Source organism: Parafrankia sp. Ea1.12 (assembly GCF_900465275.1).
Classification (GTDB): Bacteria; Actinomycetota; Actinomycetes; order Frankiales; family Frankiaceae; genus Parafrankia; species Parafrankia soli.
In genome coordinates, this window is the sequence record NZ_UBIZ01000213.1 from 1 (window position 1) to 23,577 (window position 23,577).

Consider the following 23,577-nt stretch of genomic DNA (forward strand, 5'->3'; position numbering starts at 1 on the left):
CACATCCCCCGGCACCAGCCCCGCCCCGAAGTTCCCGACCAGCGGCCCCGTCAGCGACCCGCCGCGCCGCGCCGACGGTGCGGGTTTGAGGCGTTACCTGGTTGCACTTGTGAGCCTCATCGTTGCCAGTGTGTTGGCCGCGCTGAGCGTGCTCGCATGGGGATACCTGGACAGTCTGACCCGTCCCAAGAGCGGGCTGGCGACCACCCCGAACGGCAGCACCTCGGCCGGGATCACCACCGCTACTCTGCTTCCCGCGCCGACCGCGACCGCGTCGCGGACACAGGCGACTGCTTCGGCGCACCTCTCCTGCACCGTCGAGGATGACGAGGGCAGCGGAGGACACAAGGGAGCACATGTTGTGTGCCGAGGTGGGGGGAGCGACGACTTCTTCGCTTCCGTCGACTGCGAAAGGTTCGACGATCACAGCGTTTACCGTCACAAAGGTACGGTGGTCAGCATCGGGGGGAGGTCGACGGTGTGGTGCGACCTCAACGCCAAGGTGATCCGCGTCTTCTATACCCCGGTCTGAGCCGGTCTCCCGAACCGGGATCACACGTTCCGTCCGGGCGGGGTTGGAGGTTGAGCGGGCCGAACTCGTACAGGCAGAACACCGCCGTCGGCTCGGCGGGCACCGGAGTGACCTGCTCGTCGGCGATGGCGTAGAAACGACACGCCATCCTGGCTGATGTCGTCAATCACTCCTTGGCGACCAGGAACTCGCCATTTTCGACAGGCTCCAGGTCGAGAACGGCAGCTGATGCTCCACGGAATCTATTTCGCGATCTTCTTGCGGCCACAGACGTGGTTTCCATGCCGGAAAGCCCGATATCTCGTTACGACCCGGCGGCCACAGGCACCTACAGACCCCGGCAGCGCCCATCCATCACGGTCGTTCCTCATCGGCGAGATTATGTCACCAGCCGGACGCTGTCCGCCGGAACCATCTCCTGCCCTCGGCGGCGATTCCTTCGAGGACGTGAATGGTGTGCTGCAGTCCGCTGGCGTCCTGCGTGAGGTCGGCCACCAGCTCGGTCGTCTCGTCCGCGGTGATCTCCTCCGGTGCGGTTTCTGTCATCTGTATCGGGAGTATCTGGCCGTTAACGAGGACTATTTCGACTTTCTGTACGTTCCTGGCGTCCCGGTTGACGCGAATGAAGGCGACCGAGTCGAAGCGGTAGTTCAGACGCCCCTTATCGGAGAAATCTCCTGTATCGAAGTCCAGTACCGACACGAAGTTGCGGACTCCGTCGGCGGTGAGGAGAAAAACGGAGATCTGGTATTTCTTGTAGCGCAACGGACCTCGGTGGACTCGCCCTCGTTTACTTGATGCGGCCTGTGTCTCGATGAAGGCGTGGGCGATGACGTTGCTCGCTGTCAGTCGGTAATGGTGCAGCGCCCGGTCGAGGATTATTCTGCGGTCGCAGTCGAGCCACCGTGCCATCTCCTGATCGTCCGGCCGGTCTGCCAGGTAGGCCTTCCACCGCTCGAATCCTGCCTCTCGTGACGCCCTGACCTTTTCGTACTGATCATGCTCGGCGGCGAATCGTCGCTTCTCGCATTCTTTCTCCAGTCGGGCGAGAACATGGATGTAGGCCGCGGCGGTGACGAAGATCGCTGTCTCGAGGGCCAGGAGAACCTCGACTCCGGCTGTGGCGACCAGCGTCCACAGACCTCCGCCCGCCAGTACGGCGATCCCGACCAGCCCGTACGCACCGAGGCCCGGCACGGCACGCTGTGCTCTCGTGTAGGACAGGTTGGTTCCTCCCCTCCACATCCTCTGCATCTGCCATGCTTCATGCTGTAGCAGCCACGCGACACGATCGGCGCCGATCCAACGTTCCCAGTAGAGGTTGATGATCTCGTTGGCGATGCTGCGTCGGGTCCTGGCCGTCCACTGAAGCCACTCGGCGGGGGCGATACCACTCGGCGGGTTCGTGGCGACGCGGTTCTTGAGATCGTGGTCGATTTTCTTCGCAAACGCTCCGGAGGGCTGCAGGGAACCGGCTTCGTCCGCGGTGTCGATGTACTCAATCTTCCAGGTCGCTCCGTGTCGGACGGCGAGTGCACCGATGGTGAGAACCAGTGTGCACCCGAGCATCGTCCAGGCTTTTCCGGCAGCCGTCAGGCGCACGGCGACGTGTACCGACCAGGCGGCGAGGAACACCGCCGAAACTACGGCACGTAGGCGAGTCTGTTTGGAGATGTCGACTGGATGTGGAGGGCGCGTGCGCGGTGCGACCGGGTCCGGATGGAAGAATTTCTTCACCCGGTCGGTGCGTGCGTTAATCTTCTGCTCGTTGCGGGCCTGAACGATGGCGCGCTGCCATACCTCGTCCTCGAGCGGACCCTCGAGGAACTGTTCCGTGTGACGGAGAATCATGCCCTTCTGCGGGTCGGGCAGGGCGTCGAGCTCCTTGAGTGCCACCGTGACGTCGGTGTTCCTACCTTCGGTCGCCTCCAGCAGCAGGAGCACCGCACGCAGGCTCTGCGCCCAGGGATCATCGCCCTGCTCAGGTTGATCTTCCTGTAAGTCACGTAGCTGCCTGGACTCGTCGGCTGACAGTTCGTTCCTCGATCGTCCGCTGACCAGTGCCAGCAGCCAGTGGAAACGCACTCGGTCGGACTTGGCGGAGCTGACCACGAACTCGCGCATGAGCTGGCGTGCCTGGTCGGCCATGCGCCCGTCCAGGTGGCGGACACCGACCTCGAACTTCTCCTCCGGACTCGCATTAGGGGCGACCGTGTACTGGTTGACGTCGCCGTGGACGACACCAGCCTGGACTCCGACCTGAGAGAAACCGTCGGCGATGTTGGAGGACGAAACTGGGCCGGGCTGGAAGCCCGACCCGGAGGAGAAGCCCCAGTCATCGGTCACGACAATCCCTGCGCGATGGCGATGGCCACCCCGATCTTCGTGGTGAGATCGGCCACATCACCGATCAGCCCACGGACCTTCTTGAGAGCGACCAGCAGCGCTCGGCGGTTCGCTGGTGAATCTGTCTGGAGTGCCTCGTCGGCTGCGGCGAGCTCGGCTTCGGCGGCCGCGTAGGTGTCCTCGTCCACGGTTCCGGTGCTGCGTGCGCTCTGCAGGTCGGTGCGGAAGCCGACGAGCGCCGCCGGGAGGTCCGCCGGGACCCGCTCACCGGTCGCGCCGATGGCCACGCCCCCGTGTATGGCTCCGGACTGCACGCCAACCCGGGCGTTTCCCGACGCGGTGTTGCGGATGTTCTGGTTCGCCTGCATTGTAGATCTCCTCCCGATCCCCGTCTCTGCGGCATCGGCCTTTCCGATGTCCACGGCCAGTTCCTCGGCGAGCGCCTCGGCGAACGAGGCTGCATTCGCCACGGCTCGCTGCTGCCACAGGTGGCGGTCGGTCGACTCCTTGGTGCCGTCGGCGTGGTCGCTGACGCCACGGATCACGATCACGGGCAGGGAGCTGTTCAGCAGCCCAGCCTGGCTGGCCCCCGCGCCTTCCATCTCGATGGCGAGTGCGTCGTTGTAGTGGTCGTGAAGCCAACGGGCCAGGGCCGACACGGTGGAGTTCAACACCACCTCGCCCGCTGCGATCGGCCCGAAGTGCACCTGTGGGAGGGAGTCCGCTTCGACTGGCGGCCGGGCCCAGCTTCTCGTCCGAGACAGGTGGCGTGCGATCTGTTCGGCGCGGTGCGAGAGCGGCCACGTGCGGGGTCGCCCCCAGAGCCCTTCGTCTTCGCTGGTGGCGCCGTGGAAGGCGTAGACGTGAGTGCCCACGACGACGTCACCGAGTGCGATGTGGCGATGAAGACCGCCGGCTACGCCGACGAAGAGCAAAGCCGCCGGCGCAAACTCGGCGATGGCGCGTTCGGCGAGCACTGCTGCCGACTGATTGCCCACGCCGACGTGTGTCAGCGCCACCCGGCATCGGCCGCCGGCCAATCGGCCGACCTCGAAACGGGTTCCCTGCGGATGGCGGTACAGCCGCGCGTCCACCAGATGTTCATGAACTGCCTGGTACTCCAGGTCGAGAGCCGTCAGAACGACGATCGGCCGGGTGTTCGCCACGCTCATCTCTCCTTTTCCGGGTGTGTGTCGGCGGCATCTGCCGCAGGGGCGACGGGCCGGGTGATCGGTGGTGAGAGGACGGAGCTGAGGCCTGCTCGGAACAGGCGGGCAGGCCGCCCGACAGTGGTCCGTTGCTCCCCGCCCACCGGAACGATGAACCCGCTGGCTTTCTGGACCTTTCGGTAGAAATTCCTGGGGTCGAGTGGCGTCCCCCAGACCGCCTCGTACACCTCCTGGAGATCACCGATGGTGAAGGTGGGACCGCAGAAGGCGGCGGCAAGTGCTGAGTTCTCGAGCTTGACCCGGGCGCGTTCGACGCCGTCCGTGATGATTCGACGATGGTCGAAAGCGAGAACCAACTCGCCTGAGAGGACACGGTTCGTCGGCTGCCAGCTCGCATCCGCGGCGTCCGATCCTGCGACCGGTTCCGGCAACCGCGGCGCGACGGCGAGGTAGGCCACCGAGACAACCCGCCCCCGCGGGTCACGGCCGGGCTCGCCGTAGACGCCGAGCTGTTCCAGATACAGGCTCCCGGCCTGGATGCCGGCCTCCTCGGCGAGTTCCCGCCGTGCCGCCGCGTCGAGACCCTCCTCGACGTGCGCCAGGAAGCCACCCGGGAGCGCGAACGCACCTTGGTACGGCTCGATCGCGCGTTCGATCAGCAGCACCTGCAGGCTTGTTCCCCGCAGAGTGAGGATCACGAGGTCGACGGCGAGCAGAACTTCTGGAGGCTCCCATGGATCGTGGATCACGTTGTAAGACTAACTTTTTGTATCGATGACAGAAAGATCTGTCGGCAAGTGGACAGTCAGGGATGGCCCACCGGGTCGATGCGGTCCGGGCGTCTCGAACGACGGAGGTGCCTAGTAGTGGCGGGGCGCCGGAGCGGCAGGGGTGACACGGCGTACGGGCCCCGTGGTGTGGTCGCCCGTGCCACTCCCGAGCCCGGCTGGTGATCTCGCGGCTGGCCCGAGCGTTCGGCGTCCGCGGTCCACGGCCGGCGCGTTTGAGGTGTGGCTCGGCCGTCCCGGCAACACCTGGGAGTACTACCGCGAACTCGCCGACCGGGGCCCGACATACCTTCCCGACCAGGACATATCCGGCTGGATTCGGTTCAACCTGACCCGCCTATCACTAGCAGGCCCAGACCGTGGCCTGCTCGACCGCTCCGGGCGGGTCTGGCGCACGCTCTCAGAATTCGCCGAGACCTCCGGTCTGGACGAGCGGGTGGTCACGGCCTTGCGCGATGTGGCCATGGCCGGGCGCGTCCGCCGCTCACGCTACGAGCCATGCTGAGAGCCTGAGCCTGAGCCTGAGCCTGAGCCTGCAGCAGGCGCAGCGTGACCTGCGTGATCTCACCACTGCACAGGTCCTGGAACCGGTCGGCCGAACCCGCGCCCGCTACTACACGGCCGGCCCCGCTTCCCACCGCCGGTGCTCGACGTCGCGCGCACGTCCATGACCTCGAGGAACCCGTACACCAGCTGACAAGCAACCCGCCGGCCCGCCGAGGCCCGATCGGTGGTCACGGCCGCGTCAGCGCTTGAAGCTTCCTCGGCTGTCGCTGTCTTCGCCGTCGAAGGCGTGTCCAGAGCTGCTGGCACGGCGGGGAAGATCTGTCCGCGCAATACGCGGATCTGTGTACCCAACCAGCATTAATGCGAACCTGAACCCGCAGGTCAACGGCCCGACCGTGTCCGTCAAACCCGCCCACTCAAAGATCCGCCGGGCGGGCTACGCCGGCAATGCGAACGCCAGGAGGATCGGGTAGGAATCGGCCGCTTCAATTGGTAGAAGTTCCAGATTTGCGTAGCTCGCGCCGGCGTATGTACTCTTTACCGATTAGGGGGTTCCTCGGCTGGCTGTCGGGCCAGGTTTGCCGGTTTGAGTGTTGTCGGATGCCCGCAATCGCCGGGGCGGGTTGGTGCCCGGGATGACGTCTCGACCAAGATGTTCCTTAATTAGGTGTTTGAGTTCGGCTCCGTTAATAAGGGTAATACGGTTGCGTTGCGCGAATTGCTCACTAGTGCGGCTAAACCAGGACGTCGTGACCAGTACGCCCGTGGTGGCGTTATGGTCGGTCATGACTCCAGTCAGGGCGTGGACGGCGTCGAGGCCAACGAGTCCGGTCCAGCGCTTCGCCTGAATTAAGCATACGCCGCCGAATACTAGGTTCTTCTGAGTTGCGACGGCATCGACTCCGCCATCCTTGGACGGCACCGTCTGCCACGCTTCGGCTCCCATCGCCACGAACAGCTCTTTGACGAGGCGCTCGAACTCGTTGGGGCTTAGTTTGGGGAGGTTGGGACGGGAGTCGAGATCAGCAAATTCGTCGAGGCCGTCGGTGAACCGAAAGCGCTTGAGGTCGAATTCGATGAATGGAGTTACCGCCTCTAGATCGAACGGGTTGGGCGAGACCAGCGCATTGAGATGCTTCAAGCAGGCGGCGGCATCGACCCGCGCAAGTTCCAGCTCGCCGAACACGTCTCGCTCTGCTTCTACGCTGAGTAGATGTGGTCGGATGTCCTTCCCCGTCGCTCGGTCGATCGATGCGACACGGCCGTTGAAAACGACCGCTTCGATCACTTCGGCGGGGGTTGCGGTGAAGATTTCATGTAGGGTGCGCAGCGCTACCCGAGCCACAAGCTGTGCGTAGCGTCGACGGATCTCGGCAGGCGGACTCGGTACTGAATTGATTTCGTCTCGGCTTTTTACGTAGCGATATTCGCGAACCGTGGAGACCAGATCCTGTGCGGGCAGCTCGATCTCCACGACGACGTCACGATTCTCGGGACGATAGGCGACTTGTCGTCGACTAGGGAATCCAGGCGGATAGTGGGAAGCGTCGAGTGTCTGGTTTATGTACCATTCAACTGCAGCAGGCTCGCCTGCGCTGAAGGAATTCCAACGCGCAGAGATCTCGGCGTTGTGTGCAGCAGCCTGAGCTTCAGCATGCTTGACGCGCTCAGCGTGTTCCGCCCGAGCTGATGCGAGGGCCTGCTGGCGGGCTCTCTCCGCCTTCTCGTGCTCGGCTGTATCCTTTTCCCAGCGCGTCCGCGCGGCAGCGAGATTCCGCTGGTAGCGGCGTGATACACCGGCTAGACGACCGAGAAGCCCGGGCTCGTCCGGGGCATAATCCTCCCAGGCAGGCGGGTCGTGTGCCACCGCCAATGCGCCCGGTTGAAAAACCGGGCGACGCGGTGCGGCCTCGAGACATTGGACGCTGAATGGCGCACGCCCGAGGGCGTCGACAAGCACCTCGTCGAGTTCGGCGAGCTGTGTCCGGAGTGCTGCCGTCCTTTCGTCAGCCGTCCGTTGCTGCGCTGCTACGTGGCGCTCGCGGGCCTCCTTCTCTTGCTGCTTGGCCAGACGCGCCTGCTCGCGTGCGACACGGTCGGCCTCCCTGCGGGCTGCAGCCTGCTGGCGTTCCCATTCCGAGCGGTTTCCGTAACCCTGTGCCACGCCACAACTCCCCGTCGGCGGTACTGTCACGAAACGTACCTATTCTAGGAGAAGGGATAACCGGAAGTGGCTGATATGGGAAGATTCAGTACGGCAGTCGGATGTCGCCCTGGTACTTCAGTGAGACTTCTGTGATCAGATCTGAGCGGCGTTGGGATGCTCCCTGCCGGAGGTAGTGGCGGGTCTGCCGCGCGCCTGATGATGGCGCGTCAGCCACCAGGGCCACCGCACGGTCTGGTCCTTGAGCGGGACAACGAGCCCGGTGAACAGGTGGCGGACCTCGTTGGGAGAACCGTCTCGCCACCGTTGGGTGCATTTCGGCCAGCCTGGTCACGTCGGTCCGCGTGTCGAGGGCCTACCGGTTCGGTCGAACCGGATCCGCAGGGCACCGCCGAGGTTGGTCAGGCACATGGCACGGTCGGGATGGTGCGCGGGGCTGGCCGCCAGCGCCCGCCGCAGAACCTCGGCCACGCTGTCCAGCCCGGAGTGGTCACCGGTACGGAGCGCCTCCACAGCTGCCTGACGGCCCGCGAGGCCGATGATCCGCGCCGGCCCTGACCGACACGGTCTGCGGTCCAGTCGCGCGGGAACCGGCGCGACCGGTCCCAGCTCTGAGCGCCTCGCCGTTTCCGCATTCAGCGTCGCCTCGCTCCGTCCGCCGATGTCAGGAGCGGAGGTGGGACAGCGCGGCGGCGTAGGCCTGTGGATCGGACAGGGCGGGCAGGCTCACGCCCAGGGCGTAGAGCGCTGTTCGCACGGCGACGTCCGGATCCGGGTACAGCGCGCCGCGCAGGGCCCGGGCCAGCCAGCCGAACAGGCTGCTGCGAAGGCGTTCGGCCTCCGTCATCCACGGGGCCGTCGGATCGTTGAGTGACCCACTCGCCGTCGACGCACGCCGCAGCCAGGCGCGTACCTCCAGACCGAGCCGGGACGACGCTGTGATCCGGTTGAAACGGCCGGCCTCCGCGTCGGCGAGTGCCCTGCGCAGGCCGGGTGTACCGGCGACGCCGAGATGATCGGCGATGCGCCGGACCTCGGCGACCGCCGCGGCGCGTTTCGCGGCTGGCGAGGCGGCGGAGACAGCGTCGATCAGGAGGGCGACCTGCTGCGGGTCACGCACCGCCGCGCTCATCGACAGGCCGCCGTCCTCCGGCGCGGCACTGGTGAACCACGGCTCGAACTGGGCCGTCAGCATGGGGCCGGACAGGGCGTTCGGCGTCGGCAGGACACCCGTGACGAGACCGGCGAGCACAACGGCGCGGGTGGCTTCGCGTGCGGCTCCGCCGCCGTCCGGGCTCTGGTCGACGGGGGCACGTCTGACCTGCTCGAGGTGCGCGTCGAGCCGACCGGTCCCGGTTCCCGTCACCTCGTCGATCCGGCCGGGGTCGAAGGCCGTCAGTACCGTCCCGTCGACGGCGTAGGCGAAGCGCGGGTGGGCGTAGTCGTGGCGGAGCACGGCCACCGCTTCGGTGCCCTGGGAGACGGCGGTCAGGAGCGTTCCGACCCCGGCGAACCCGTTAGGTTCGAGGACCACGGTCCATCCGCCCAGCTCGACGGCACCGGCGATCCGCGGGTAGCCGGCGAGGTAGGAGTTCTGCCGCTCGAAGATCTCCTCGGGGCCTAGCTCGGTGAAGGTGTCCGGGTAGCCGCCCATCCGGTGGAGTGCCTCAGTGGTATCGACTCCACGGACGAAGGTGAGGCAGAAGATCTCGCCGAGCGTCTCGCAGAGCCATCTGGCCTCCGTCAGCTTTGCGATCATTCCCGGACTGTACAGATCTTGAGCTGCCGGCCATCACCGCGGTGAGACAGGCCCACCGCTTTCCAGCATCGCGAGCAGGGCTGTCAGCCGGGTGGCGCGGGTCGCCTGGTTCGATGCCGTCAGCAGGCGGTGCAGGACGGAGTAGCGATCGGCGCCGTTCAGCGCGGCGAACGCCGAGCCGGCCGTTGGGGACGCCGCCAGCGCGGCCGCAAGGTCGTCGGGGATCTGGGCCTTCGCCGCCCCCGGGTAGGCCCGGTCCCAGCGCCCGTCCGCCTTCGCGCGCTCGATCTCGGCCTGCCCCCGGGGCCGCATCCGGCCCTCTTCGATCAGTCGCGCCACCAGGACGGTGTTGCGCTCCGACCACAGTGAGGCCTTACGGCGCGGGGTGAAGCGCTGCTGGAAGGTGGCGGCGTCCAGGCTCTTCTTCTGCCCGTCGATCCAGCCGCTGCACAGCGCCTCCTCGAGTGCGAGGTCGTAGCGCAACGATGTCGGCGACGTGGTGCCCTTCTTGGCCAGGACCAGCCAGACGCCGTCGGAGACGTCCTCGTTCACGTCGAGCCAGGCCCGCCACGCGACGCTGTCGGCGACGATCAGCAGTTCCGGCGCGGCGACGGTCCGCGCACTGGTCCCGGCCGCCTCGTCACCCACACCCATGGTGGCGAGCGTACAAAGCCTGGATGTCGGCCGAACCGGGCGCCGTTTCAGGACAGGGGGTGGCCGCGGGCGGCGAGCTGTTCGCGGACGACGACCCGGGCGTAGGAGACCGCTGAATAAGTCCGACACGACGTCGAGGGCCTGCGTGCCCGCGCCAACACCCCATCTGACCGGCCCTGGCGGCCCTTGGCCACCGGACACCGACCCGCTGGTGGGCGGCTGGTGCGGTGGGAGACGGCGTTGCTGTATGCCTCGGTGGATCGGGCGCAGCGCCGGCTGCTGGCGTTGACGCGCCGAGGGGCGTTGGAGCGGTTCCGAGCACGGGTGTATCCCGGGTCGCAGGCATGGTGGTACACGCTGAGTTATCCAGCCGTACAGCTTGTGGTGCCCGCGCCTGCGTCGGAGTGACTTGGGGGGAACGGCGGCGGGGCCGGTGTCTGTGCGCTGGTGGGGAATGGCGGGGCGGTGGCGGGTTTCGCTCGCCCGCCTGAGACAGCGAGTTCGGCGGCGCGCAGCACGTCCGCACGGGCGGTGTGCTGGCGAGTACCGAACAAGTCGAAGGAGACGACCTGGCCAAGCAGGCCGGGCCGGGGACAGTCCTCGACCCGGGCGACGAGGAGCCTGCGCTTGGCGCCGGTCGGGTCGGCGGACCAGGCAGCCTGCCATTCGGCGGTGCCGTAGACGGAGCGGGTGTACGCGGCAGAGAGGACGGCGATTGTCCGTCCCGCGGCGGCGACGCCCTGGTTCATGCCGGTGACCCAGTTCGATCCGGGGACGAAGTCCCAGGCTTGGATCAGGACGCGGTAGCCGGCGTCTTCGAGGGTCCAGGCGATCCATTCGGCCCATGGCCGGTCGGTCTGGGTGTAGGAGACGAAGAAGTCCCACCCGTCACTGCTGGCAGTGGTGCTGTGCGTGTTGCCCCCGTTGCTCACCCGGACAGTGTGCCACCGGGGCAGGCTGGGTCAGACCGTGCTGGTATGGCGTTGGGCCGGTGCCAGGATGGGGCGGTTGATCGGGGCTGCGACGGGGTGAGTGGTGTGCCGTCAGGGAGCTTGCCCTGCCGCCCTTACGCGATCTTCTACGGCTGGTAAAAGTGTGAAAGTTATCAGGTGTCTGAGCGCTGTGCGTCTGCACCGACGGCCAGTTCTGGGCTGAAGTCGCAGGCCACGGGGCTTGTGGCGCCTTGCCAGGGTGCGCCTGTGGGAGGTGATCCGTCCCTTGCGCCACAGTATTTCCCGGCATCCGCTTGGCGGATCTTGAGGTGCAAAGCTGCAGGTCAGGGCGGGTGTTTTGTGCGCCCGGCAGGGATCGAACCTGCGACCCAGTGCTTAGAAGCAATTGGGGCTGGTGCGGAATGCTGAACTGCCTGTTCGCAGGTGGTGCGCGAGCGTCGGAGCCATAGTTATCAGTTGTATGACGGGCCGGCTTTCCGGACTCTGTCTGGAGGTTGTTCTGCTGGCGGTCAAACCTCCGGCGGGTGCACTATACCAAGCTAATGACGGCGCTGCGTCAGTACAGCCTGGCGTTCTGTGGCGGGGCTATGGTTCGAGAGGAACACGGAGTCTGGTGGCGCTGGGTGACGTGGATGCTGCTCCCTCGAACCTGGCAGATGTACGGAGCCCTTTGGCGCCCTGTGACACACCGCCCGCCCAATAGTTAAAGGTGGCGTACTGTGTACGCACTGGTAATCGTACGGATGAGGCCAGGCTTGCTGTGGCGCAGCCAGATTACTCCTCCCGTTGACGCTGGCGAGGCTCAAGAATGCTCACCCATCCTGGATATGTACCGCATACCAGCCCTCTCCTTGTCGGCCAGACGGGCACCACATGCGTTCACGGTATCTGGATGAGGCTCGTTCGCTCGTTTCCAGCGGGAGACGAGCTGGGTGCCCGGTGGGGCATTATAAACGGGTAAGGTCGCGAGCAGTTCTTCTTGTGCTTCCGATGATCTTCATTTTCTCTGGTTGTGAATTGCGAGATCTTCGGGAGGGTAATCGCAAGGCTGCATTCTGTAGTCGAATCCAGGCGTTTGGGGGGTGGGTCAAGTCGTCAGCCGGCGGCAGGCATATCATCCTTCTTCGCACCTAGCGTGGCATCTTCGCCTAGGTATAGAGCCAGCTAGTCGGGTAGCGCCAACCGAGTTGGTTGCTCCCGGGAAAAGAAAACATATTGAACGGGGGCGCTTGCGTGGCACTGCATGTTGCGCGGGTAGAGATCGAAAATTTCCGAAACTTCGGCAAACTGGTAGTCGACCCTTTTCCTGCTACGGCGGTGATAGTCGGCGAAAATAACGTCGGAAAATCGAATTTTCTGTATGCACTTCGACTGATATTTGATCCAGACCTACCGGACAGCGCACGTAGACTCCGGAGCGAAGACTTTTTTGACGGCTCAGGTGGTTGCGGAAAGGCAGTTACTGTTCGCATCGCGGTCGAAATAGCCGACTTTGCGGATGATCCACGGGCCTGCGCAACGCTAAGCGACTGCTACATCTCAGACGACCCTCCCCGGGCTCGACTGGAGTATCGTTTTGAACCCCGTAAGCCGGTGACGGATCTCGATTACGGCGAGAAAGCTATTGCTGGGCCAACCATCGCCGACTACGACTGGCAGCTAGTAGGCGGTAATGACAGTAATTCAGGCCCAATACGAGTTGAGCCACGACGCTACATCGGCATGAAAGTGCTGCCTGCTCTTCGAGACGCCAGCGACGAACTAACTCGACGTCGCTCGCCGCTGCGAGACTTGCTCGACCGCCTAACTCCGGCAGCAGATATATTGGGGAAGGCAGCCTCGGGTGTCAATGCGGCAATGGATCTACTGCTGACTGACGAATCGGTGGGAGATCTCCAGGGTGCTATCCGCACTCGAACCACCGACATGGTCGGGCCTGCATTGCAGGTAAATCCAACTCTAGGCATCGCCCCAACAGCGCCAGATCAACTTTTGCGGCAAATCCGTCTATTTACGGATTCGAATGGTCGGCGCGGAATTAGAGACACGAGCCTCGGCTCTGCCAACGTGCTCTACCTAGCGCTACTCATGGAAACCGTCCGCCAACGACGTATCTCCCACGAGCACGTTACCACCATCCTCGGCGTTGAGGAGCCGGAAGCACATTTGCACGTTCAAGTTCAGAGACGTCTATTTGGATACTTGCTACGTAATGAACCGTCATTGCTGCTGACTTCACACAGCCCTCATATCGCCGCCGTAGCTCCTCTTCGCAGCCTAGTGCTACTGCGAGCAACGGAAGCGGGGAGTATAGCGACTACGACAGGAGCAGCTGGTCTCAGCGAGCAACAGCAAGCCGATCTCGAACGCTATCTGGATACAACTCGGGCAGAGATTCTTTTTGCGCGATTGGCCCTTCTAGTGGAAGGCGATGCTGAACGACATATAGTTCCTGCGCTTGCATCGGCTGCTGACTTTGACCTCGACGAATATGGCATAAGTGTCATTTCAATCCAGGGAACCGACTTTCTTCCTTTCCGAAAACTGCTAGGTAGTCGTGGTATCGACGTTCCTCATTTCGTGATTACTGACGGAGACCGCAAATTTGATTCATATCCTGCCACATCAGATGGTCTAATTCGTGGTCTGCGGCTGCTACAAACGGAGGCGGCACGGACGGCACTAGATAGCTTCCCAGAGCATCCTCGCCGAGATGGACATAGACCGTTGGCGGCGGAACTGGACTGCGAAGTAAGAAGACAGTTGACTAGTGCCCGTGTCTTCGTTGGCGATACCACCCTAGAGGTCGACCTCGCTCGACTACTACCAGAACCATTCCGCAAAGCAGGCGACGAACTACTAGGTGAGAGGGCAGCCGCTGAACAAAATGTCTGCCTAGACAAGATAGTTTCTGGCAGCGACGAAGCGGAGACCCGCCTGGAGTTCGTAAACCGGATTGAGAATGTCGGGAAGGGAAGGTTTGCTCAGCGTGTTTCCGGCCATATATCTCTATCCGACCTACTCTCACTGCGGCATGCATTCGATCCCGGAAACGCCGTCGGATACCTGCTCCAAGCGCTCGACGAGGCCAGTCAGGTAACACGAGGTCGCCCGTTGCTAGTTTGGCCCAAAGAGGAAGAGTCTGACACTCACCCAGAGTCAAACCTGTGACTGAGAGCGTACCTCTTCTCCTGCCCCCGAGGCTTGCCGATGAAATAAGTTCCCTGAACCCTGAACAGAAACGGGCCGTACTTGCAGAGTCCCACACCGTCGTATTGGCAGGTCCGGGTGCTGGGAAAACGAAAATGCTGGTCTCGAAGGCAGCATACGTCTCTTTTGCCAAGATCCATGATCCCCAACGTGTCGCCTGCATGACTTTTGCGAGTAAGGCCGCTGAAGAGATTCGGAAGCGCCTGAGGATGATTCATCCTGCGGCGAGCCGAGCCGTTATCTGCGACACCGTCCACGCTTTCTGTCTAGCGGAGATTCTAAAACCGTTCAGTGTTATCGCTGGCTACCCGCCTGTATCAGATCAATCAGTGATAAATGCGGACCGACAATCCGCGCTCAGGGTCTCTGCCTATTCCCAGGCCGGCCTCAAGGATGACCCGCGATGGAATGAAGATCGAGATACTTCGTGTCGACGTGCGATTTACGCAGATGAATCGCTCGCGAAGTTCGCCCCCCGGGTCATCGCTGCCATGCAGGCCTATGACAAACTCCTTGAAGAGGAAGGAGTGCTGGATTTCGAAGCCATGGTGGGCCGAAGTCTGCAAATTCTTCGCGATCGAGCTGCGGTACGCAGACTTGTCGTTGCCAGATTCCCGTGGCTTCTTGTTGACGAGTACCAGGACCTCGGACCCGTACTACACGCGATTGTCGGGATGCTACGCGCGGCGGGTGCCCGCATTTTTGCCGTCGGTGATCCTGATCAGTGCATCCATGGCTTCATTGGTAGTGATCCGCGTTACCTTGTCGAACTGTCGCAGGATCCAGAGTTTCTTGTCGAGCAGTTGGAGATTAACTACAGAACGGGTCAGATTCTGATCGATGCCGCTATAAGGGTCCTCGGGATGGAGCGGAATTATCGAGCACATGACGTAACCAATGTGGGAACTCTGAATTTTCGTCCGGTTCCTACTGGCCCCACAGATCACGGTAAACATACCGCGCGCGCCGTCGTAGACCTCGTTGAATCAGGCGTGCCACCTCACGAAATTGGGATCCTATATTCGCGGAATCGTAAGAAGGCGCCGGTGCGCGACTGGCTCGCTGATGCGCTCAGGTCTGAGGGCATCTCCACCGCGACGGAGCGTGGAATCTCGTGGCCCCGTGCGCGAACTGTGACATTCCTGCAGAAGATTGCCAGTTGGCAGCTTGCTCGGGCTAAGGGAAGATCGACTTCTGATGGCCTAAGATTCGAAGAACTCGCAGACGAATTCGCTCGACTACGGGCAACCTCGCTGCACCGCATAAATGAAAGACTTGCTGCACGTGTCGATTTGTGGCACGCGATCGCACGTGTAACTGACCCGAACGAAAAGATCACGGCATGGCTGGGGCGACTCGTCGACGAGCTTGATCTAATAGGTCTTGTTCGGCGAGCCGGAGATCCTCAGGAAGAGGCGGCTGTGCGTCAGCTTGCTAGCTCACGCTGGTCCACATTCACGGTTGCGGACCTTGCTGGGGATGTGGAAGTGGTTGGCAAAGTAGCCTTAACTACTTATCACTCCTCTAAGGGGCGTGAATGGCTCCATGTAATCCTCCCTGCATTGCAGGAGGGAATCGTTCCAGGCTGGCCGCTGGACTATGGGAGACCCTATGATCCTAGTGTCGCCCAGCTGGCGGACGAACGGAGGCTGTTCTACGTTGCTCTTACTCGCGCAAGGAGTAGTGTCACTCTGATATATACGCCTGGAAATAGTACTGGGCTAAAATTCCTCGTCTCATCGTCGAGATTCATCGTCGATCTTCGTGGTTCTGAACCTGATGGCTGAACCACTGAGTGCTTGTGTTTGACCGTAGCTTAGAGATGGCCGGGACTATTAGGGGTACAGTCCCCGTACGGGATCTCTCTTGTTCGGCTTGATGCCTACAGGGAAAGCCTGCGTGGCGCGCGGGAATACAGTAGATCATCTTCTGCTCAGTCGAGGCGCCGAAGCGTGCGGAGGAGGAGACGGCCGAAGCTGGTGAGGAGGAGCGCTCCGGTGCCTGCGAGCGCGGCGAGGGTGCCGATGAGGAGATCGCGCGGGCTGTCGGTGCCGAGGCTTTGGAGCACGGCGAATGCGATTCCGAACGGCAGGCCGAGTACGGTGATGATTCCGAGCGCGGCGTTGACGCGCTGACTCTCCTGAGTCTGGACAATGCGGTTAAGATCGGCGATCTCATTTAGTACGGCGTCGAACTTCTCGGGAAGGTGGTGCTGGACTTGGTATGCGGTGAGAATATCGTTGGCTGGTCCGTGTGTACTGGCGTCGCGAAGCCAGTAGATGTTGCGAAAGTAGGCCGCTCTTTTCTCCAGGCCGGCTAGGTGTCGGGGGAGATCCTTCGTGTCGAAAGCGCGTGACGCTTCATCTATCATCCTTGTTATGTTTGCGTTTTGAATCATTCCTATGATGAGGGCATCCAGGTAGGCGGTATGGGTGTAGAGCTGAGCGAAGCCGAAGAATAAGTCTTCTTCTCCTTGGTCGGGGCGCAAGCTGACGAATGCGGCGCCGTCGCGGGTGATGAGTCCCCGCCAGTCTGCGGAAAGAATGACTTTGCCTGACAAGAGTTCGTTCGCATGGTCGGGGTCGGGTGGGAAGTCGGTGCGTGTGGTGCGGGATGCGAGGTGCCAGAGCCACAGATCGGTGCTGGTCCAAGAAGAAACAGAGGCGGCATCGGCGGGCGGTGGAAGGTTAGCCCCGAAATGGGTCATGAAGGCAACGGTGAATGCCTTGCTGTGGGGTTCCAGGGTGACCCATGCCGGTAGCGAACCAACAAGACTGGGTGGCTGAGATCGGCTATCCCTTCGGCCGGCAATGGTGCGCGCCAGGGTAAGAATGTCAGGTGTCTCTGTATTTAGATGGAAGATCGCTAATGCCTGGGATGGTTCATTGGTCGAATGTGGAGCGATGATCTCCACGCCGAAGATGACGGGGGGCGGCGCGGCTTGGGATGCCGGCCGGTGCCAGCGGGCAGCGCGTTCCGGGGTGCCGTAGAGGATGCGCGCGCATGCTGCGCTGAAATAGTTGCTGCGAGCCTCCGCGGTCGCTCTTGTCCCGCGGTGCTGTAGGGGGAGTGGTCCTTCCGGCCAGTCGGGCTGGCCGGTGATCCGTGCGGGGCAGATGACGGCGAGAGACTGTCTGCCCGTGGGGGCTATCGGTAGAATTCGTCGACCTCCGGCAGGTCGAGTCTGATGACGAAGTGCGCGAGGCGTGTTGTGGGGTCAGCTTCGAAACGGACGCGTTCGCCGAGGATGATGGTGCGGAATCCTTCGGTGACGATGTTGCTGTAGTCGAAGCCGTAGACGTCGCCAGTGGTGTCGTCGCGGACGTAGTAGCTTGCGGTGACTCCGTGGGGCCCGCTGCCGAGGGGCTGGCGGTCGACGATGCGGCCGAACCTTTGTCCGACGTCGAGGGTGTTGTCGATGATCATGCGACCTCCTGGACGCAGCGGAACCCGACGGCGTTGCTGCTGCCTCGGCGGACGTAGAGGGCTTTGGAGGAGGTTTGTACGGCGCGGTAGGGGTTGTCGTAGGAGCCACCGCAGATGACCGCGGAATTGATGCCTTCGAAGAGGGTTCCGGTCCATTCCCAGACGTTGCCGGCCATGCCGCGGACGCGGAACGGGGAGACGTTGGCGGGATGGTCGGTGACCGCGGTGGGGACGCAGTCACGGAGCCGTCCGCCGTCGATCTCCTGTTTCCAGACTTCGTAGGTGACCAGGGGGCGCCCGCTCCACGAGTCGGCGCAGTTGATGACGTCGAGGTCGAGCTCATCGCCCCAGGGGAAGAGCCGGCCGTCGGTGCCCCGGGCTGCGGCTTCCCACTCGACGCAGGTAGGTAGGCGCTTTCCGTCGAAACGGGCGAAGGCGTAGGCGCTCCACCAGCTGATGCAGGTGACGGGGTGGTCGTCGTAGCGGGGGTCGGTGAAGTAGGCGGGGTTGCGGAGCCGTTCCTGCCACGGTTCGTGGGTATGTTCGGCGGGGACGTCGGGGTGGTCCCAGGCCGCGCAGCCGTCCCGCTCGACGGCGGCAAGGAACCGCTTGTACCGCCCGACGGTGACCGGGAACTCATCGAACACGACCGGCCTGTCGATCCTCCGGAGCAGCAGGCGGTGGCTGGGGCCGACCAGGTACGTGCCGGCCGGCAGGAGCCCGGGCGGGGTGCTGGCGGGCGCGGTGCCGAGGTGGCGCAGGAAGCGGCGAACCTGCTCGGTGATGATCGGCTCGCGGTGCGCGGCGGCGGCCTCGCGACCCTCGGCGGTGCGCAGGTGCCGGGCGGCGAAGTACTCCTGGAACACGGTGTGCACCGGGGCGACCAGCCCGGTTCCAGCCGGCCGGAACAGCGGGGCGAGCAGGAACGTCTCCGGGGTGACCCGGCCGTCGGCGAAGCAGTCGATGCCGACGTCCGTGCAGATCTCGGCGAGGGAGAACACCGACTGGTCGGCGAGGAACGCCGCGCCCAGGTAGGTATCGAGCTTGGGGTGAACGTCGGCGAGCCCGGTGTCGGTGAGAACCTGCTCGACGCGGGCGGTGACCAGCTCGGCAAGCCGGCCGACCGGGTCGCCGTCGAGACGGCCGGGGTCAGTCCGGCCGGTCTGCGCGGCCAGGCGCAGCTCCAGCGGCGAGGTGGCGTAGACCTGCGCGTCCTGGCGGACTTCCAGGTCGTCGAGGCGGACGACGCTGAACCGGGGCAGCTCCAGCGGATCGACGCCGTTGGCGTGCAGATGCTGGACAAGCTGCTCGGAGATGAGCGTGGAGCTGTTGAGCAGGCGGCGGACCTGGGGGGAGTCGGCGAGGAAGGAGAAGCGGGAGGACATGACGACGGTCGACTCGGCGGACAGCGCCTGGGCGACGTCGGAGAACAGGTCGAGGAAGCCGCTCAGGCTGGTGCTGTGGACGGCTTCGTCGATCGCGTCGAGCACGCACAGCACGGACCCGGCGCGGATCAGGTAGAGGAAGACGTCGAAGACGCGGTTGCGGGGGACGTTGACGTACGGGTTGAGGATGCGGGTGACGAAGTCGGCGAAGTCTTCGTCGGCTTCCCGTAGGCTCATGTCCAGGTAGAAGCGGTACCGGTGGGTCGGTGGGTTCGATCCGACCGACGCGAGGTGTTTCAGCAGGGTGCTTTTTCCGCTGCCGGGCCCGCCGATGACGAGGATGTTCGCGGATGTCCCGGCGAGGCGGCGCAGGATATCGGCTGCGTCGCTTTTCTCGGTGACGGTCATTTCGCCGCTGTGCGGGTCTGTTTCGAGGACATCGCCAGAGATGATCAGGGGTTCCTCGACCTGTCCCGGGGGGAATTCCGGGTAGCTGAGGGCCAGCTCGGCCAGGTGCGCGGGTACGTCGATGATTCTCTCGACGAACCGTTCGTAGGCGACGATCCGGATCTCGCCGTCGGCGAAGGGCGCGGTTTCGCTGGCCGGGTCGTCCTCGACGATCAGGAAGCGGGTGAGTTTCGGGAGTTGTGTCTGTAGGAGTTCGCCGCCGGTCGCGGCGATGAGCTGGTTCAGTTCGTCGAGGTTGCGGCTGAGCATGATCTCGACGTATTCGACCTGGATGCCTGACTGTCGGCAGAAGAGCTGGTAGACCGTGCTCTCGGACAGCTCGAACCGTTTGATCAGCCGGTAGCCGAGAGTGGTGTACAGGCCGCCGAGGAACTCGGCCTTTTTCTCGACGACGGGGCTGAGCCGCGGGGCGTCGCCGGTGATCGCGGTGAGGCCGGTGCTGGTGAACCAGGCCAGCACGTCGAGGAGGCGGCGGACCGCGAGGAGGCCGTCTTCCTCGGCGATGTCGTACCCGTCGTGCGTGGACCGGTTCCGCAGCCGCTGGATGTCGGTGAGCGCGTTGATGACGTTTGTGCTGCGGATGTGCGGCCGGCAGCCTTTGATCAGGTCGTTGAGTGCTTTCCCGGACGGGTCGCCGGGTACCTCGTGGTGGGTCCAGAGCTGTTTCAGGAGCCGTTCGGTGATTTTCCCGATGAGCGAGATGGTGTTTTCGGGGTAGCCGTCGCCCAGGGACCTCATGGGCCGTTCGAAGTCGAGGCCGAGATGCCGCGCGATCCGCGCGTGGCTGTCCAGCTCGGATTTCAGCTGGCGTAGTCGTTCATCGACGGTTTCGGTCACGTCGCGGCTGCCTTTCGGGTCCCGAGAACGAACGCGAATCGGTCAGGGAACGAGAGGATCGGTTCGGGGTGGCGGCGGTCGATCTCGTCCACTCCGGCGGCGATCTCGTCATCGTCGAACATGGCCAGCAGCGACATGTACCGGTTGCGGACCATCTGCAGATAGCGATCCTTCGGGATTTCCAGCGGGAAGTCACGGTAGCTGAGATCGACGGTGAGCCCGGCGGCCCGCATGTGACCAGCGATATCCTCGGGGTCCGGCTGCAACTCCTCGAACCGGCGTAGCGCCCGGTCGAAAAGCGGATAGGAAATCCTGGTCGGCAACATCACGACCAGGAACCGGCCGGCGGGGCGCAGGAGGTCAGTAAGGCCGGTGATGACCCATGGGCGGTCGCCGGTCGCCACGTGATGGACGGCTTCCTTGATCACGAGGGCGTCGAGCGAACCCCGGGGCACCGGAGCCGCGTGGTCCCCGCGGCTGTCGGTGGCGCCCTTCGCGAGTTGCTCGGCCGAGGCATGAACGGGCAGTAGCAGCGGGTCCGGGGGAAGTTGGCTGAGCATGCCCTCGGACGGGTCGATGCACAGGATCGGGCCAGCAGGCCGGACGCGGTTGAGGATGCGGCCCGTGTAGAGCCCGGTGCCACATCCGACGTCCGCGATGCGGTCATCGGAGGTCAGCGCAAGTACGCCGGTTATCTCGCCGGCCATCCAGTCGAGGAAGGCGTCGTTGTACGTCCAGTTCTGGTCATAGCTCCCGGCCAGTCGCTCGTAGTGCGCCGACGTCTCAGGACCCGCCAAACTGGACCACCCCCGTCAGAAAATCCAGGCGGATCGTAACCGATCCCCTACCAACAGCGCCAGACTTGGACATGCCGACCCACGGCTAGGAGAGCGCGCCCGAGGACAGAACTCCCGGGATAGTGCGTCGACACACGCCCCTCCTGCGTCTCCGGCGCGCTGGTACCCGAACGGCAGTCTGTGCCGATGACCTGCAGGTTCACGGCCGGTACCGGTGGGAGGCGCTGGCCTTTTCCTCGCAGGCCGATGTGGAGTGACGGGAGTGGCCGCGCGGGGTGCTTGGCCCGCGCGGCCCTATCCCTGTTGGCCCCCCCCGCTGGTTACCCGGCGGGGGCGGTGGCGATCTCGAAGGCGATGTCGAGGATCATGGCGCCTTCCTGGTGGGGCCGGCGGAAGGCGCCGGGGGTGATGCCCATGTGGCCGGCGGCGTGTTCGCGGCGGTGGTCGACGCTGGTGCGTCGGGTGCCGGCCGCGAGGCCGAACAGGACCTTCATGGCGGTCTTGGCGGGATCGTCGAGCGCGGTGTCGATGGCCTTCCTGATGATCTGCTCCGCGTGTGCTGCCCGGTCCTTCGGGCTGGTGCCGTCGGGTGGGACGAGGAGGTCAACCAGGGCAGGGAGGTGCTGCGCGAGTTCGGCGCCGCGGGCTCCGCGGCGTCGGGCCTTGCGTAGGAGCGTCTCTACCGTGTCGATGTCCGGCCTGCGGGTGGTGGACATATCGGGTCCGGCAGGGGCCTTCGTCGGCCCCCGCTTCCCCCGCCGTAGACCTCCTTCCTGGTCTGGGGTCGCCCTGGTGCGGGGAGTAACGGGCAACGCGGATGACTATGCCACCTTTGCCACATGATCGCCATGTTTGCGTCCACTAGACCCAGACGACCGCCGATCGCGAGTGCTGGCGGCATCCTCTAGCTGTTTGCTGACTGACTAGCGCTGGCCGTCCGGGAGGCGAGCCCCGCTGGGGTTGTGCTCGGCCTGATGGTCGCGGGTGGCGTGACCTGCGCGGTGTCCGGCTGCGTAACCGGCCTCATGCCCGGTCTTCTGCCCGATGTGCTGCCCGTTTTCGTGCCCTAATTCTTGGCCGGTTTCGTGGGCGGTTTTCTGCCATCTAAAGTTCGGATACTGGAAACCAGCGGCGGCAAGGAGCCCCGCCTTCCCAGGGCCAGACGAGACCCGGGAATGTCGGCCGGGGAGAGCTGTTCCCGGCGGGATGGCAGGTGTGTAGTGACACGGTACTACGTCGTTCGCAGGTCGTTGCTGGGAACGGTGATCCGATGGTTCTTCGGCTTCACCGTGCTGGCCGTCTGCGCGACGGCGGTGCAGTGGGCGGTGACGAGTATGGCGCCCGCGATGCTCGCCGCGTTCGTCGTGTTCGCGCTGGGGCTCGCGGTGTTCTGGGTGATCGGCCGGGGTCGAGAATGAGCCGGCGCCGACTGGTGGCGATCTGCCTGGCCGTGGTGGTGTGGGTGTATTGCTGGTTCGCGGTCGGCGTCGGGATCGGTCTCCTGTTCCCGGCTTCGGAAACCGCACCGCCGATACACCAGCCCCCGGTGACCGGCGAACCGTGAACCCCCCCGGCCCGCGCGGGCGCTCCCCGCCGCATCTTTGCCGATAGTGCGTACCTGTCGAGTTCTTTCATTCCTGCCGCGGGCAGGAATTCTCACCCGCATCGGCGATCCAAGGAGGAAAAATGTCCACCCCCATCACCCCCGAGCACGGTCCGGCGGCCGGCGACTTCGGGCCGCTGACCCTGGATGACCTGGCGAACAGGGCGGAGAAGGCGCACGCCGAGCACCTGGAGGGCTACACGGCGAGCACGGTCCTGCACCGCCTCTACATGGCCGAGGCCTTCGGAAACGAGGAACTGCGGGCCGCGTTGGACCTGCTCTTCTCGCGGCTCGACCTGGCGCGGGTGCGGACGCGGGAGGAGTGGCGACAGGCGTACAACTCCTGGGCCATTCCCGCGGGTGTCGACCCGGTGCCCGCCGACCCGACCGTGATGGACGGCGAGGTGATCGCGACCGTCGACGAACTCTACGGCTTCCCGCCCGACAACGACCCGGCCGCCTAAACCCATTCCGCATCGAGAGAAAGGAAATCCCACCCTCATGATGAGTGTCTCGATCATCCTGCTGTTGTCGTTCGCGGTGGTGGTCCTGGTCCGTTCCTACCGGCTCAGCCTGGCGTCGGCGTTGCTGTGCATCGTGCTCGGCTTCTACCTCGCCGCGTCCGGGCTGGCCCCGATGATCCAGCAGATCATCAACCAGGTGATCGGCGTCATCTCCTCCATCGGCGTGTAACCGAAAGGAACCCGATCCGATGATGACGCTTTTCCTCGTCCTGACGCTCGCGGCGCTGGTGCTCGCGAACGGAAGTCTGCTGGTGGTGTTGCTGGTCCGGCTCGCCGAGGAACACCGCGACATCGGCGACGCCCGCCGCCTGCAGGACATGCAACGCATCCACGGCCGGATTCCGCCGGCTCGTTGAGTTCGCCCCGGGGCGCGGTTCCTGACCGCCAAGACAGACACCGCGCCCCGGGCTCCCCACCCACAGGAAGGGAACCCCCATCATGTCCGACCACAGCCC

At 64.2% G+C, this 23,577-nt stretch carries 20 protein-coding genes and 2 pseudogenes; 8 read left to right on the forward strand and 14 right to left on the reverse strand.

Translation table 11 applies throughout. The features are described 5' to 3' along the window. Window positions 1-532: hypothetical protein (locus FMEAI12_RS07995; RefSeq protein ID WP_235013809.1), on the forward strand; the 532-nt coding region annotated here is incomplete at its 5' end. A gap of 34 nt (window positions 533-566) precedes the next feature. On the opposite strand, the pseudogene FMEAI12_RS39795 reads toward FMEAI12_RS07995, so the two are convergent. The 4 genes and pseudogenes from FMEAI12_RS39795 to FMEAI12_RS08015 all read right to left on the reverse strand — a co-directional run. Next, window positions 567-802: pseudogene (locus FMEAI12_RS39795) on the reverse strand (IS630 family transposase); the annotation flags it as partial. A gap of 114 nt (window positions 803-916) precedes the next feature. Next, window positions 917-2,878, reverse strand: coding sequence for a hypothetical protein (locus FMEAI12_RS08005; protein ID WP_112105529.1), 1,962 nt, complete (start codon window positions 2,876-2,878; stop codon window positions 917-919). Beyond that, window positions 2,875-4,050 carry a 5'-methylthioadenosine/S-adenosylhomocysteine nucleosidase gene (locus FMEAI12_RS08010; RefSeq protein WP_112105530.1) on the reverse strand — a complete coding sequence of 392 codons (1,176 nt, stop codon included), beginning with the start codon at window positions 4,048-4,050 and terminating at the stop codon, window positions 2,875-2,877. The genes FMEAI12_RS08005 and FMEAI12_RS08010 overlap by 4 nt, the downstream gene beginning before the upstream one ends. Then, complete coding sequence (locus FMEAI12_RS08015; RefSeq protein WP_112105531.1) at window positions 4,047-4,796, reverse strand: NUDIX hydrolase; 750 nt, start codon at window positions 4,794-4,796, stop codon at window positions 4,047-4,049. The genes FMEAI12_RS08010 and FMEAI12_RS08015 overlap by 4 nt, the downstream gene beginning before the upstream one ends. A gap of 250 nt (window positions 4,797-5,046) precedes the next feature. Between FMEAI12_RS08015 and FMEAI12_RS39800 the strand changes: the two are divergent. Continuing rightward, window positions 5,047-5,532: pseudogene (locus FMEAI12_RS39800) on the forward strand (Fic family protein); the annotation flags it as partial. Between the two features lie 354 nt (window positions 5,533-5,886). On the opposite strand, the gene FMEAI12_RS37910 reads toward FMEAI12_RS39800, so the two are convergent. The 5 genes from FMEAI12_RS37910 to FMEAI12_RS08050 all read right to left on the reverse strand — a co-directional run bounded on the left by FMEAI12_RS37910 (window position 5,887) and on the right by FMEAI12_RS08050 (window position 10,851). Continuing rightward, window positions 5,887-7,506: a restriction endonuclease gene (locus FMEAI12_RS37910; RefSeq protein ID WP_235013810.1), complete on the reverse strand. Its 1,620-nt coding sequence runs from the start codon at window positions 7,504-7,506 to the stop codon at window positions 5,887-5,889. 330 nt (window positions 7,507-7,836) lie between these two features. Then, the gene (locus tag FMEAI12_RS36535; RefSeq protein WP_112105533.1) at window positions 7,837-8,019 is read right to left on the reverse strand and encodes a hypothetical protein; all 183 of its coding nucleotides are present in this window, start codon (window positions 8,017-8,019) and stop codon (window positions 7,837-7,839) included. A 151-nt stretch (window positions 8,020-8,170) separates the two neighbouring features. Further along, complete coding sequence (locus FMEAI12_RS08040) at window positions 8,171-9,265, reverse strand: DUF6461 domain-containing protein (RefSeq protein ID WP_112105534.1); 1,095 nt, start codon at window positions 9,263-9,265, stop codon at window positions 8,171-8,173. A 33-nt stretch (window positions 9,266-9,298) separates the two neighbouring features. Beyond that, complete coding sequence (locus tag FMEAI12_RS08045; protein WP_112105535.1) at window positions 9,299-9,919, reverse strand: YdeI family protein; 621 nt, start codon at window positions 9,917-9,919, stop codon at window positions 9,299-9,301. A 362-nt stretch (window positions 9,920-10,281) separates the two neighbouring features. Further along, window positions 10,282-10,851, reverse strand: a complete 570-nt coding sequence (locus tag FMEAI12_RS08050) for a toll/interleukin-1 receptor domain-containing protein (protein WP_112105536.1) — start codon at window positions 10,849-10,851, stop codon at window positions 10,282-10,284. A 1,254-nt stretch (window positions 10,852-12,105) separates the two neighbouring features. Between FMEAI12_RS08050 and FMEAI12_RS08060 the strand changes: the two genes are divergently transcribed. Together FMEAI12_RS08060 and FMEAI12_RS08065 are read left to right on the forward strand one after the other, a co-directional pair. Next, window positions 12,106-14,043 (forward strand): ATP-dependent endonuclease, encoded by a 1,938-nt coding sequence (locus tag FMEAI12_RS08060; protein ID WP_160144246.1) that lies wholly within the window; start codon window positions 12,106-12,108, stop codon window positions 14,041-14,043. Then, the gene (locus FMEAI12_RS08065; RefSeq protein ID WP_112105537.1) at window positions 14,040-15,869 is read left to right on the forward strand and encodes an ATP-dependent helicase; all 1,830 of its coding nucleotides are present in this window, start codon (window positions 14,040-14,042) and stop codon (window positions 15,867-15,869) included. The genes FMEAI12_RS08060 and FMEAI12_RS08065 overlap by 4 nt, the downstream gene beginning before the upstream one ends. Before the next feature lie 146 nt (window positions 15,870-16,015). Here FMEAI12_RS08065 and FMEAI12_RS36145 read toward each other — a convergent pair whose 3' ends face one another. From FMEAI12_RS36145 to FMEAI12_RS08090, 5 genes are all read right to left on the reverse strand, one after another. Beyond that, window positions 16,016-16,996: a hypothetical protein gene (locus FMEAI12_RS36145; protein ID WP_146776655.1), complete on the reverse strand. Its 981-nt coding sequence runs from the start codon at window positions 16,994-16,996 to the stop codon at window positions 16,016-16,018. Window positions 16,997-17,229: 233 nt separating this feature from the next. Next, the gene (locus tag FMEAI12_RS08075) at window positions 17,230-17,508 is read right to left on the reverse strand and encodes a hypothetical protein (protein ID WP_112105539.1); all 279 of its coding nucleotides are present in this window, start codon (window positions 17,506-17,508) and stop codon (window positions 17,230-17,232) included. Next, complete coding sequence (locus FMEAI12_RS08080) at window positions 17,505-20,198, reverse strand: SUMF1/EgtB/PvdO family nonheme iron enzyme (RefSeq protein ID WP_112105540.1); 2,694 nt, start codon at window positions 20,196-20,198, stop codon at window positions 17,505-17,507. Before FMEAI12_RS08080 ends, FMEAI12_RS08075 begins: the two co-directional genes overlap by 4 nt. Then, complete coding sequence (locus FMEAI12_RS08085; RefSeq protein ID WP_200835223.1) at window positions 20,195-20,995, reverse strand: class I SAM-dependent methyltransferase; 801 nt, start codon at window positions 20,993-20,995, stop codon at window positions 20,195-20,197. Before FMEAI12_RS08085 ends, FMEAI12_RS08080 begins: the two co-directional genes overlap by 4 nt. Before the next feature lie 320 nt (window positions 20,996-21,315). Continuing rightward, a complete protein-coding gene (locus tag FMEAI12_RS08090) occupies window positions 21,316-21,711 on the reverse strand; it encodes a hypothetical protein (protein ID WP_112105541.1) in 396 nt (131 codons plus the stop codon). A 504-nt stretch (window positions 21,712-22,215) separates the two neighbouring features. Here FMEAI12_RS08090 and FMEAI12_RS08095 point away from each other — a divergent pair. The 4 genes from FMEAI12_RS08095 (at window position 22,216) to FMEAI12_RS36540 (ending at window position 23,478) form a co-directional block, all read left to right on the forward strand. Next, a complete protein-coding gene (locus FMEAI12_RS08095) occupies window positions 22,216-22,413 on the forward strand; it encodes a hypothetical protein (RefSeq protein ID WP_112105542.1) in 198 nt (65 codons plus the stop codon). A gap of 268 nt (window positions 22,414-22,681) precedes the next feature. Further along, window positions 22,682-23,062: a hypothetical protein gene (locus tag FMEAI12_RS08100; RefSeq protein ID WP_200835224.1), complete on the forward strand. Its 381-nt coding sequence runs from the start codon at window positions 22,682-22,684 to the stop codon at window positions 23,060-23,062. A 37-nt stretch (window positions 23,063-23,099) separates the two neighbouring features. Continuing rightward, window positions 23,100-23,291, forward strand: coding sequence for a hypothetical protein (locus FMEAI12_RS08105; protein WP_112105543.1), 192 nt, complete (start codon window positions 23,100-23,102; stop codon window positions 23,289-23,291). 19 nt (window positions 23,292-23,310) lie between these two features. Further along, complete coding sequence (locus FMEAI12_RS36540) at window positions 23,311-23,478, forward strand: hypothetical protein (protein ID WP_160144247.1); 168 nt, start codon at window positions 23,311-23,313, stop codon at window positions 23,476-23,478. Window positions 23,479-23,577 lie beyond the last annotated feature (99 nt).